Origin of the sequence: Mycobacterium sp. (assembly GCF_040398885.1) — a bacterium.
In the GTDB taxonomy this organism is placed as follows: Bacteria; Actinomycetota; Actinomycetes; order Mycobacteriales; family Mycobacteriaceae; genus Mycobacterium.
The window spans coordinates 1-11,227 of record NZ_JBBATF010000100.1 but is presented as its reverse complement, the minus strand read 5'-3'; the positions used below and the strand labels follow the sequence as shown (position 1 = coordinate 11,227).

The following is an 11,227-nucleotide window of genomic DNA, read 5'->3' as shown; positions in this document are numbered from 1 at the left end:
GTTCAGTCATCAAGAAGCGGCGCAAGCGCATGTCCAAGAAGAAGCACCGCAAGCTGCTGCGTCGCACCCGGGTCCAGCGCAGAAAACTCGGTAAGTAACCCGACTGCCCCCGCGCCGACATGCCGGCGGGGGCGATGCCCGATAGGCTCTAGCGCATGGAATCCGGCCGGTACGGCACCGAAGCTCCGCACTACCCCAAAGTGGTGCTGGTGACCGGCGCCTGCCGTTTTCTGGGCGGGTACCTCACCGCCCGATTGGCGCAGAACCCGCTGATCAACAAAGTGATCGCCGTCGACGCGATCGCCCCCAGCAAGGACCTGCAGCGCCGGATGGGCCGCGCCGAGTTCGTCCGCGCCGACATCCGGAATCCCTTCATCGCGAAGGTGATCCGCAACAGCGATGTCGACACCGTGGTCCACGCGGCGGCCGCCTCCTACGCGCCGAGGTCCGGCGGTCGGGCCACCCTCAAAGAGCTCAACGTGATGGGCGCCATGCAGCTGTTCGCCGCCTGCCAGAAGGCTCCGACCGTGCGCCGGGTGATCCTGAAGTCGACCTCTGAGGTCTACGGCTCGCACAAGTACGACCCGGTGGTGCACACCGAGGACAGCAGCAGCCGCCGCCCGCTCGGGGACGGGTTCGCCCGGGACAGCCTCGATATCGAGGGCTACGCCCGCGGGTTGGGCCGGCGCCGTCCCGACGTGTCGGTCACCATCCTGCGGCTGGCCAACATGATCGGCCCGGCGATGGACACCGCGCTGGCCCGCTATCTGTCCGGACCCCTGGTGCCCACCGTTTTCGGCCATGACGCCCGCCTGCAGTTGCTGCACGAGCAGGACGCGCTGGGCGCTCTGGAGCGGGCCACCATGGCCGGCCGGGCGGGCACGTTCAACATCGGGGCCGACGGCATCATCATGATGTCGCAGGCGATCCGCCGGGCCGGGCGCCTGCCGCTCGCGGTGCCCAGTTTCGGGGTGCGGGCGCTGGACTCGGTGCAGAGGGCGACGATGAGCAGCGAGCTCAGCCGTGACCAGATCGACTATCTGAGCTTCGGCCGGGTGATGGACACCACCCGGATGCGCGCTGAACTGGGCTTCGCGCCGAAGTGGACGACGTTGGAGGCGTTCGACGACTTCGTGCGGGGCCGGGGGCTGACGCCGATCATCGATCCGGGATGGGTACGCTATGCGGAGAGTCGCGCGCTGGAACTGGCCCGGCGGTTGACAGGCTCGGCACCTGAGAGGCGGGGGATTTAGTCGTGGCCGGCGATAAGGCGAAAGTCATACCGCTTCATGCCGATTCAGGTCGCGCCGCGGCGCGGGCTGGTAGCGCCCGAAGGAATCAGCAGGATCCGAAGCTCCCGTCGGGCGGCCGGAATCGGACGCTTCCCCCGGCCGGCGAGGAGGCCGTCGACGCGGTCATCCGGGAACTCGGACAACTTCGCGGCGAGACGCCTTCCAACGATCTGATCACCCGCATCGCCGGCCTGGCCGACTTCATGCGTAAGCGGCTCACCGGCGACTACGCCGTCGACGAGTTCGGTTTCGATCCGGAGTACAACGACGCCGTCGTGCTGCCGACGCTGCGTTTCTTCTACGAGAAGTGGTTCCGCGTCGAGGTCACCGGCATCGAGAACCTTCCCGCCACCGGCGCCGGGCTGGTGGTGGCCAATCACGCCGGCACCCTGCCGTTCGACGGCACGATGCTGGCCGTCGCGGTGCGCGACCACCACCCGGCCCACCGCAGCCTGCGGTTGCTGGCCGCCGACATGCTCTTCGACCTGCCTGTGCTCGGCCCGGTCGCCCGCAAGGCGGGCCACACCATGGCCTGCAACACCGACGCCAACCGGTTGCTCGCCCGCGGCGAGCTTGCCGCGGTGTTCCCGGAGGGCTACAAGGGTCTGGGTAAACCGTTCCGGGACCGCTACAAGCTGCAGCGATTCGGCCGCGGCGGGTTCGTGTCGGCGGCCCTGCGCGCCAAGGCGCCGATCATCCCGTGCTCGATCGTCGGCTCGGAGGAGATCTATCCGATGGTCGCCGATGTGAAACTGCTGGCTCGGGTGCTCGGGGTGCCGTACTTCCCCATCACGCCGCTGTTCCCGCTGGCCGGGCCGCTCGGTCTGGTGCCGCTGCCGTCGAAGTGGCACATCTCCTTCGGTGAGCCGATCGACACCAGCGACTACGACGAGCACGCCGCCGACGATCCGATGGTCACCTTCGAGATCACCGATCAGGTGCGCGAGAACATTCAGCAGACCTTGTTCGGCCTTCTCAGCCAGCGCCGCAACACGTTCCTGGGCTGACCCGCGCGGCGGGGATTCAGCGGCGGCCCAGTGCCGCCGCCGCGATGGCGGCCACCTGGGCGTTGTCCTCCTCGGAACCGGCGGACTCGCCGAACATGGTCACCAGCGTCGTCATCACCGGCTTGTTGTCGGCGTCGGTCACCACGGTGCGCAGCGTGCTGATGACGGCGCCGAACGACTCGACCACCGATTCCAGCCAGGAGTCGAAGTACAGTTTGTCGCCCGCGCAGATCGGCCGGTGGTAGGTGATCTTCTGGTCGCGGTGGATCACCCGGGCGATGTTGATGCCCACGTCGAAGTTGCGGAAGATGTCCAACTGCACCTGCCGGCCCGGGATTGCGATGAACGTCAGCGGGGCGACGACGTCCGGGTAGCCGGCGGCTCTGGCGGCTTCCTCACTGAGGCTGATCGGGTCGTCGCACCGGATCGCCTTGGCGTACTCCCGGATCTTCTCGCGTCCGACGAGGTAGTAGTCCGGGTAGCGGTAGTGCGTTCCGATGATGTCGCTGGCGAAGGACATTCGGAGAGTTTATCGTGCCGGGATTTCCCGTCCGGACTATTCGTGCTCGTGCCGGCGCGACACGGCCGCGGCGACGGCGCCGCCCACCGCTCCGAGCGCCAGCGCCGAGGGCACCCCGATCTTTGCGGCTTTGCGGGCCGTGCGGAAATCCCTGATTTCCCAACCCTTTTCGCGTGCCATCTCACGTAACTCGGCGTCGGGGTTTATCGCCACCGCAGTTCCCACCAGTGACAGCATCGGCACATCGTTGAAACTGTCCGAGTAGGCGGTGCAGCGCTTGAGGTTGAGCCCCTCACGGATGGCCAGCGCCCGCACGGCGCGCGCCTTGCCGCGGCCGTGCAGGATGTCACCGATCAGGCGGCCGGTGAAAATGCCGTCGACCGACTCGGCGACGGTGCCCAGCGCCCCGGTCAGCCCCAGCCGTTCGGCGATGATCGCGGCCAGCACGTAGGGGGTGGCGGTGACCAGCCACACCTGCTGGCCGGCGTCCAGATGCGTCTGGGCCAGCGCCCGGGTGCCGGCCCAGATCTTGTCGGCGATGATCTCGTCGTAGATCTCCTCGCCCAGGGCGGCCAGTTCGGCGGTGGGGCGGCCCTCGATGAAGGCCAGCGCCCTGCGCCTGCCCTCGGCGACGTCGTCACTGTTCTCCCGCCCGGTCAGCTGGAACTTGGCCTGGGCGTAGGTGAACTTCCACACCTCGCTGTAGCGGAAGTACTTGCGGGCGGCCAGGCCGCGGCCGAAGTGCACCAGGGACGAACCCTGCACCAGGGTGTTGTCGACGTCGAAGAAGGCCGCTGCGGTCAGGTCCGGCGGGTGAGAGGCGGTCGGATCTGCCTTTTCGGCACCATCGGGGCGGCCGCCGGCCACGCCCCCGGCGCGACGCTGATTGTCGCCGGATCCCATGCCGTCCACCCTATCGGTGGGAGCCGACCCGGCTGTAGCTGTGACACCCGGGGTGTCACACTGGCCGGTGCTGTGACACCCGGGGTGTCACACTTGCCGGTGCTGTGACACCCGGGGTGTCACACTGGCCGGTGATGAGCCGCCCACATGTCGAACTGCTCACCCGCGCCGGCTGCGGCCTGTGCGAGGGGGTCTACCGGCGGCTGACCGCATTGGCCGCCGAACTGCACTTCGAGCTGTCCAGCGTCGACGTCGACATCGCGGCGGCGGCCGGCGACACCGCGCTGCGCGCGGAGTTCGGCGACCGGCTCCCGGTGGTCCTGCTCGACGGACGCGAACACAGCTATTGGGACGTCGACGAGGACCGGTTGCGGGCCGACGTCACGAACCGGTGACGAGACCTGCGGAATTTGATCGGCTCGCTGCGCGGCTATTACCGTTGCGAGTAGTTTCACTGTCACACAAACAGCAGCGCGAAGCATTCGCGCAGATCCGCCGTCTCGAGGGAGCAAGCCGGGTGATCCTGCCGTGAGCGTGCTTCTGTTCGGGGTGTCTCACCGCAGCGCCCCGGTATCCGTTCTCGAGCAGCTCTCCGCCGACGAGTCCGACCAGGTCAAGCTGGTGCAGCAGGTCCTGCAGTCGCCGCTGGTCACCGAGGCCATGATGCTGTCCACCTGCAACCGGGTGGAGGTCTACGCCGTCGTCGAGGCCTTCCACGGCGGGCTCTCGGCCATCGGCAAGGTCCTCGCCGAGCACTCCGGGATGTCGATGGGCGACCTCACCAGGCACGCCTACGTGCGCTACAGCGAGGCCGCCGTCGAACACCTCTTCGCCGTCGCCAGCGGGCTGGACAGTGCGGTCGTCGGCGAGCAGCAGGTGCTCGGCCAGGTCCGCCGGTCCTACGCCACCGGTGAGGCCACCGGGACCGTCGGCCGGGTGCTGCACGACCTGGCCCAGCGGGCCCTGTCGGTGGGCAAGCGGGTGCACGCCGAAACCTCGATAGACGCCGCCGGCGCCAGTGTGGTCTCGGTGGCCCTGCACGTCGCCGCCCAGCGGCTCTACCGCCCGGAGCTGGGCCCGTCCTACACCGCCCTGGCCGGGCGCACGGCAACCGTCATAGGCGCCGGTTCCATGGGCTCCCTCACTGCCGCGCATCTGGTTCGCGCCGGGGTGACCCATGTCAACGTGGTCAACCGGTCGCTGCCCCGCGCGCAGCGCCTGGCGCGCAACCTCGTCGGCCAGGGCGTCGGCGCCGAGGCGATGACCCTGGACGACCTGCCCGCCGCGCTGGCCGGTTCGGATCTGGTGGTCAGCTGCACCGGGGCGGTGCGGCCGGTGGTGACCCTGGCCGACGTGCACCACGCCCTGGCCGCCGCCCGGCGCGACGAGCAGGGAAAGCCGCTGGTGTTCTGCGATCTGGGGATGCCGCGCGACGTCGACCCGGCGGTGTCCGGCCTGCCCGGGGTGGTGGTGGTCGACATGGAACGCGTGCAACGCGAGCCGTCGGCCAAGGCGGCGGCCGCCGACGCCGACTCGGCCCGCCGTATCGTGGCCGCCGAGGTGGCCGCCTACCTGGCCAGCCAGCGGATGGCCCAGGTCACCCCGACCGTCACCGCGCTGCGCCAACGGGCCGCCGAGATGGTGGAGGCGGAGTTGCTGCGACTGGAGAGCCGGCTGCCCGGCCTGGACGAGGCTCAGCGCAACGAGGTCGCCCGCACGGTCCAGCGGGTGGTGGACAAGCTTCTGCACGCGCCGACGGTCCGGGTCAAGCAACTGGCCGGCGCCCCCGGCGCCACCACCTACACCGAGGCGCTGCGCGAACTGTTCGAACTCGACCCGCAGGCCGTCGACGCCGTAGCGGCCGGCGAGTTCCCGTTGCCGGGGGAACACGGTTGACGACGGCGTATCACGTCCACATCACCGCTTCTCCGATCGCCGGCCCGGTCGCCGGCTGAGTTGGAGAAGACTTCGGTGATCCGGATCGGCACCCGGGGCAGCCTGCTGGCCACCACCCAGGCCGGAACCATCCGCGACGAGTTGATCGCCCGCGGCCACCCCGCCGAACTCGTCACCATCTCCACCGCGGGGGACCGCTCGGAACAGCCGATCGCCGAGATCGGCGTCGGAGTGTTCACCGCCGCTCTGCGCGAGGCCATCGCCGACGGCCGGGTCGATATGGCGGTGCACTCCTACAAGGATCTGCCCACCGCGGCGGACGCCCGTTTCACCATCGCCGCAGTTCCGCGCCGGGAAGACCCCCGCGATGCGCTGGTGGCCCGGGACGGGCTGGTGCTCGGCGAGTTGCCGGCCGGATCGGTGATCGGAACGTCGTCCGTGCGCAGGGCCGCGCAGCTTAGAGCACTGGGTCTCGGTTTGGAAATCCGCCCCCTAAGAGGCAACCTTGACACCAGGTTGAACAGGGTAAGCAGCGGTGATCTCGACGCCGTCGTGGTGGCCCGGGCGGGCTTGGCCCGTATCGGACGCCTCGGCGACATCACCGAGACGCTGGAGCCGGTGCAGATGCTGCCGGCACCCGCTCAGGGTGCACTGGCGGTGGAGTGCCGGTCCGGCGACGCCGCGCTCGCGGCGCTGTTGGGGGAGTTGGACGACCCCGACACCCGTGCCGCGGTCACCGCGGAGCGAGTCCTGCTGGCCGACCTGGAGGCGGGTTGTTCCGCACCGGTGGGCGCGATCGCTGAGGTGGTCGAGTCCATCGATGACGACGGCCGTGTCTTCGAGGAACTGTCGCTGCGCGCCTGCGTGGCGGCGGCGGACGGATCCGACGTGATCCGTGCGTCCGGTGTCGGGGCTCCCGGCCGGGCCGCTGAGCTGGGGCTCGCGGTGGCCGCGGAGTTGTTCGACCTCGGCGCGCGCGCGGTCATGTCGGCACAACTACGCGACGAGCGGTAGAGCGGGAAGTGCCGTGACAACGGTGGGTCAGGAGAAGCTATGACTGGTCACGCGACCCCGAGAGGGCGCAAGGCGAAGCCGGGACGCATCACGTTCGTCGGCTCCGGCCCCGGTGACCCGGGCCTGCTGACGACGCGCGCCCGCACCGTCCTGGCCAACGCCACGTGCGTGTTCACCGACCCCGACGTCCCGGAGGCGGTGCTCAGGCTCATCGGCGCCGACCTGCCTTCCGCGGCCGCGCCCGCGCAGGACGACGCCGCACCCGGGCATCCGCCCGTGGTGCCGGCCGGTCCGGATGTCCGTCCGGCGCTGGGCGAACCGGCCGAAGTGGCCAGGACCCTGGTGGCCGAGGCCAGGACCGGCGCCGACGTGGTCCGGCTGGTGGCCGGTGACCCGCTGTCGGTGGACTCGGTGAACGTCGAGGTCACCGCAGTGTCCAAGACGCAGCTGTCATTCGAGATCGTGCCCGGCCTGCCCGCCACCGTGGCGGTGCCGACCTACGCCGGCCTGCCGCTGGGATCGACTCACACCGTTGCCGACGTGCGCGGTCAGGTGGACTGGGCGGCCCTGGCCGCCGCCCCCGGCCCGCTGATCCTGACCGCGACCGCGTCGCACCTGCCCGACGCCGCCCGCTCGCTCATCGAATTCGGCCTGTCCGAAAGCACGCTGTGTGTGGTGACCGCACAGGGCACCACCTGCGCCCAGCGCTCGGTGGAGTCGACCCTGCAGGGCTTGACCGACCGGGCGCTGGGCGCCGGCGACCCGTCCGGCCCGCTGGCCGGCCCGCTGGTGGTCACCATCGGCAAGGCGGTCACCGCGCGCGCCAAGCTGAACTGGTGGGAGAGCCGCGCGCTGTACGGCTGGACCGTCCTGGTTCCGCGCACCAAGGAACAGGCCGGTGACATGAGCGACCGGCTCATCGCCCACGGCGCGCTTCCGGTGGAGGTGCCGACCATCGCCGTCGAACCCCCGCGCAGCCCGGCCCAGATGGAACGGGCCGTCAAGGGCCTGGTCGACGGCCGCTACCAGTGGGTGGTGTTCACCTCGACCAACGCCGTCCGCGCGGTTTGGGAGAAGTTCGGCGAGTTCGGCCTGGACGCCCGGGCCTTCTCCGGGGTCAAGATCGCCTGCGTCGGCGAGGCCACCGCAGACCGGGTCCGTGCCTTCGGGATCCGACCCGAGCTGGTGCCCTCCGGTGAGCAGTCCTCGCTCGGCCTGCTCGACGAGTTCCCCGACTACGACAGCATCTTCGATCCGGTCAACCGGGTGCTGCTGCCGCGGGCGGACATCGCCACCGAAACCCTCGCCGAAGGCCTGCGTGAACGCGGCTGGGAGATCGAGGACGTCACCGCCTACCGCACGGTCCGGGCGGCACCGCCGCCGGCCGAGACCCGCGAGATGATCAAGACCGGCGGTTTCGACGCCGTCTGCTTCACCTCGTCGTCCACCGTGCGCAACCTGGTCGGCATCGCCGGCAAGCCGCACACCCGCACCATCGTCGCCTGCATCGGGCCCAAGACCGCCGAGACGGCGGCCGAGTTCGGACTGCGGGTGGACGTCCAACCGGAGACCGCAGCGGTCGGCCCGCTCGTCGACGCGCTTGCCGAGCACGCCGCCCGACTGCGTGCCGAGGGTGCGCTGCCGCCGCCGCGCAAGAAGAGCCGCCGCCGGTAGGCGGCTCCGGCCATGGCGTTCCCCCGGCAGCGTCCGCGACGGCTGCGGTCCAGCGCCGCGATGCGCCGTCTGGTCGCCCAGACTTCGCTCGAACCCCGGCATCTGGTCTTGCCGATGTTCGTCGCCGACGGGATCTCCGAACCGCGGCCCATCTCCTCGATGCCCGGGGTGGTGCAGCACACCCGCGACTCGCTGCGCCGGGCCGCCGCCGAGGCGGTCGGGTCCGGGGTCGGCGGGCTGATGCTCTTCGGCGTGCCCCGCGACGAGGACAAGGACGCCGCGGGTTCCTGCGGTATCCGTCCGGACGGCATTCTCAACGTCGCCCTGCGGGACCTCGCCGGTGACCTCGGCGATGCGACCGTGCTGATGGCGGACACCTGCCTGGACGAGTTCACCGACCACGGTCACTGCGGTGTCCTGGATTCAGCGGGCCGCGTCGATAACGACGCGACCAACGCTCAGTACGTCAAACTGGCTGTCGCACAAGCGAAGTCAGGCGTTCACGTGGTGGGCGCCAGCGGCATGATGGACGGTCAGGTGGGCGCCGTCCGGGATGGTCTGGACGCCGCGGGTTTCACCGATGTCGCGATCCTGGCCTATGCAGCCAAGTTCGCCTCATCGTTCTACGGCCCCTTCCGGGAGGCGGTGGCCTCCAGCCTCGACGGCGACCGGCGCACCTACCAGCAGGAGGCCGGCAACGCCCGCGAGGCGGTGCGTGAGGTCCTGCTCGACATCGACGAAGGCGCCGACATCGTGATGGTCAAACCGGCGATGGCCTACCTCGACGTCGTCGCGGCCGCCGCCGAGATCTCCCCGGTCCCGGTGGCGGCCTACCAGGTGTCGGGGGAGTACGCCATGATCGCCGCCGCCGCGGCAAACGGCTGGGTGGACGAACGGGCCGCGGTACTGGAGTCGCTGACCGGTATCCGGCGCGCGGGCGCCGACATCGTGCTGACCTACTGGGCCGCCGAGGCCGCGGGGTGGCTGACGTGAACGTTCCGGCGCAGCAACCGGCCGGTGCGCCGTCGCGCCCGGTCGACGTCGACACCGGTTTCTGGCTCTGGGTGGCGGCCCTTCCGCTGATGGTGATCGGCCAACTCGTCGACGCCTACGTCGCGGCGAAGACCGCCGGTCCGTCCTACGTGTTCGTCACCGCCGCATTCGTCGCCGCGATCATCGGCGGGGTGGTCGCGGGGTTACTGGCTCTGCTGCGCTCGGGCTACCGCTGGGCCCGTACCCTGCTCACCGGCGGCGGCCTCGCCACCGTCTTCATGACCCTCGCCGGCCTGTTCAGCACTGCGCGGCCGCCGCTTGCCGCGGTGGTCTGCGCGGTCACCGGTATCTTCGGCTCGGTCTTCATCGCCGGTGGGATCTATCTGCTGCACCGGCCCGACTCGCATCAGTTCTTCACCCGCTGAGCGGTTAGGCTGACCGCACCATGCTTTCTTCCGCCCGCCGCCCGGTGTTCTCCCCCGCCCGCCGCCCGGTGTTCTCCCCCGCCCGCCGCCCGGTGTTCTCCCCCGCCCGCCGCCCGTGACCGACACCGAATCCCGACCCAGCGCGGTGTCTGCCGCCTGCCTGCTCCTGGTGATCGGCGCGGTGCTGTTGATCGCCGGCGGGATGCTGGCAACGCTGGTCGGCTTCGATTCGCTGCGCCAGGCCGCTCCGCCGACGGTGACCGATGAGGCGTTGCACGACTACGCGCGGCTCTATCGGGGCGCCGGGGTCCTGTTCGGGTTGGCCGGCGCGGCACTGGCCTGGTTCGCCGCCCGGGCGCGGACCCGAGACCTGCGGGCGCGGCGGGCCGCCATGGCGCTGGGGTTGAGCATCGTCGTTCTGGTCGCTTTGGCGGCGTTGTTCTCCGGCACCCACATCCTGGTGCTGCTGGGCACGGTTCCCATCCTGGTCGGCATCCTGCTGTTAGGGCGGCCGGCGGTCCTGGATTGGTACGCCGGTGTCTGACGCCCGGCCGTCGTCGACCGACGGGAAGGAACCGCTGTTCTTCGAGTCCGGCGCCAGCTGGCTGTGGCTGCTCGCCGGTCCGGTCGCGGCACTGGCCATGCTGCTCGTCCAGTGGCGGGCCGGCCTCGGATTCCCACTCCAGGTTCCGATGATGTTCATGGTCCTGGTGTCGGCGATGCTGGGCCTGCAGGTGAAGGCCGCGCGCGTGCACACCAGCGTCGAGCTGACGAAGGAGACCCTGCGGGAAGGGACCGAGATCGTCGAGGTCAAGGACATCGTGACGGTGTTCCCCGAACCCGGGGAGCCGGTCAGGGCGCGCGGTCCGGTCTCCAGCTGGCGGGTCAGACCCGCCGAACCCCGGGAGGAGTGGCAGCGCGCCCGGGCCCTGGGCGAGCTATCCGGGGTGCCGCGGGGACGCACCGGCGTGGGCCTCAAGCTGGCCGGCGGCCGGTTGGTTCAGGCCTGGGCGCGCGATCACGAGGAGTTCCGGAGGACGCTGGCCCGGTTGGTGGAATCCCGGACCACACCGTGAAGCCCGCTGTGCAACTGCCCCTATCGGCGCTGGCCGCGCTCGGTGCGGTGCTGTGCGCGCTCCGGGTCAGAAGCTGGGTGGACGTCCCGCCCGTCACCGAAGGCCAGCCGGCCACCGTTTCGGTGGTGTACGACCCCCCGTTGATGGTCCTGACCTGGCTGCTGGCCACGGTGGCCGGCGTGCTGGCCGTCCTGGGTGTCGCCGCCCTGCGGCGGCGCCGGCGCTGACGGCGCCCATGCGCTCGTCCCGCGTCGCCGCCGTGGTGACCGGGTTCGTCAACGCAGTGGTGAACCCACTGCTGGAGGTGGCGGTCAACCGAGGCGGCTTCCAGCCACTGTCGGCCGTCGCGGTCAACCTGGCGATCACGTCGGTCGTCATGTGTGTGCTGGTGGCGCTCTTCTCCAGGCGCGGGATGGGCCGCGGGGTG

Annotated in this window: 14 protein-coding genes and 1 pseudogene; 13 read left to right on the top strand and 2 right to left on the bottom strand. The window is 70.4% G+C overall.

Going from position 1 to position 11,227, the window contains the following annotated elements; genetic code table 11:
- The 3 genes from ADBZ5U_RS10590 to ADBZ5U_RS10580 all read left to right on the top strand — a co-directional run.
- The coding region (locus ADBZ5U_RS10590) for a 30S ribosomal protein bS22 (protein ID WP_116258359.1) at positions 1–98 on the top strand (98 nt) is incomplete at its 5' end.
- A gap of 57 nt (positions 99–155) precedes the next feature.
- On the top strand, positions 156–1,253 hold the full coding sequence (locus ADBZ5U_RS10585; RefSeq protein ID WP_526265159.1) for an SDR family oxidoreductase: 1,098 nt from the start codon (positions 156–158) through the stop codon (positions 1,251–1,253).
- Positions 1,254–1,255: 2 nt separating this feature from the next.
- Complete coding sequence (locus tag ADBZ5U_RS10580) at positions 1,256–2,299, top strand: lysophospholipid acyltransferase family protein (RefSeq protein ID WP_526265157.1); 1,044 nt, start codon at positions 1,256–1,258, stop codon at positions 2,297–2,299.
- Positions 2,300–2,315: 16 nt separating this feature from the next.
- Here the strand turns inward: ADBZ5U_RS10580 and ADBZ5U_RS10575 are convergent, their stop codons facing one another.
- Together ADBZ5U_RS10575 and ADBZ5U_RS10570 are read right to left on the bottom strand one after the other, a co-directional pair.
- Positions 2,316–2,819 (bottom strand): FAS1-like dehydratase domain-containing protein, encoded by a 504-nt coding sequence (locus ADBZ5U_RS10575; protein WP_526265155.1) that lies wholly within the window; start codon positions 2,817–2,819, stop codon positions 2,316–2,318.
- Between the two features lie 36 nt (positions 2,820–2,855).
- Positions 2,856–3,722 carry an HAD family hydrolase gene (locus tag ADBZ5U_RS10570; RefSeq protein ID WP_526265152.1) on the bottom strand — a complete coding sequence of 289 codons (867 nt, stop codon included), beginning with the start codon at positions 3,720–3,722 and terminating at the stop codon, positions 2,856–2,858.
- Positions 3,723–3,856: 134 nt separating this feature from the next.
- Here ADBZ5U_RS10570 and ADBZ5U_RS10565 point away from each other — a divergent pair, with 134 nt between their 5' ends.
- The 10 genes and pseudogenes from ADBZ5U_RS10565 to ADBZ5U_RS10520 all read left to right on the top strand — a co-directional run.
- Positions 3,857–4,117 carry a glutaredoxin family protein gene (locus ADBZ5U_RS10565; RefSeq protein WP_526265150.1) on the top strand — a complete coding sequence of 87 codons (261 nt, stop codon included), beginning with the start codon at positions 3,857–3,859 and terminating at the stop codon, positions 4,115–4,117.
- Between the two features lie 133 nt (positions 4,118–4,250).
- Positions 4,251–5,618, top strand: a complete 1,368-nt coding sequence (locus ADBZ5U_RS10560; protein WP_526265148.1) for a glutamyl-tRNA reductase — start codon at positions 4,251–4,253, stop codon at positions 5,616–5,618.
- A 75-nt stretch (positions 5,619–5,693) separates the two neighbouring features.
- Entirely contained in the window at positions 5,694–6,632 is a 939-nt protein-coding gene (hemC, locus tag ADBZ5U_RS10555) for a hydroxymethylbilane synthase (protein WP_526265146.1), read from the top strand.
- A 39-nt stretch (positions 6,633–6,671) separates the two neighbouring features.
- Entirely contained in the window at positions 6,672–8,306 is a 1,635-nt protein-coding gene (locus ADBZ5U_RS10550) for a bifunctional uroporphyrinogen-III C-methyltransferase/uroporphyrinogen-III synthase (RefSeq protein WP_526265144.1), read from the top strand.
- A 12-nt stretch (positions 8,307–8,318) separates the two neighbouring features.
- Positions 8,319–9,299 carry a porphobilinogen synthase gene (hemB, locus tag ADBZ5U_RS10545; RefSeq protein WP_526265142.1) on the top strand — a complete coding sequence of 327 codons (981 nt, stop codon included), beginning with the start codon at positions 8,319–8,321 and terminating at the stop codon, positions 9,297–9,299.
- Entirely contained in the window at positions 9,296–9,724 is a 429-nt protein-coding gene (locus ADBZ5U_RS10540) for a hypothetical protein (protein WP_526265140.1), read from the top strand. Before hemB ends, ADBZ5U_RS10540 begins: the two co-directional genes overlap by 4 nt.
- Before the next feature lie 115 nt (positions 9,725–9,839).
- Positions 9,840–10,268: a hypothetical protein gene (locus ADBZ5U_RS10535; protein WP_526265138.1), complete on the top strand. Its 429-nt coding sequence runs from the start codon at positions 9,840–9,842 to the stop codon at positions 10,266–10,268.
- Positions 10,261–10,800: a transport-regulating membrane protein Mce1N gene (gene mce1N, locus ADBZ5U_RS10530; protein WP_526265136.1), complete on the top strand. Its 540-nt coding sequence runs from the start codon at positions 10,261–10,263 to the stop codon at positions 10,798–10,800. Before ADBZ5U_RS10535 ends, mce1N begins: the two co-directional genes overlap by 8 nt.
- Positions 10,801–10,808: 8 nt before the next feature.
- Positions 10,809–11,027, top strand: coding sequence for a hypothetical protein (locus ADBZ5U_RS10525; protein WP_526265134.1), 219 nt, complete (start codon positions 10,809–10,811; stop codon positions 11,025–11,027).
- Between the two features lie 8 nt (positions 11,028–11,035).
- Positions 11,036–11,227, top strand: a pseudogene (locus ADBZ5U_RS10520) (hypothetical protein); the annotation flags it as partial.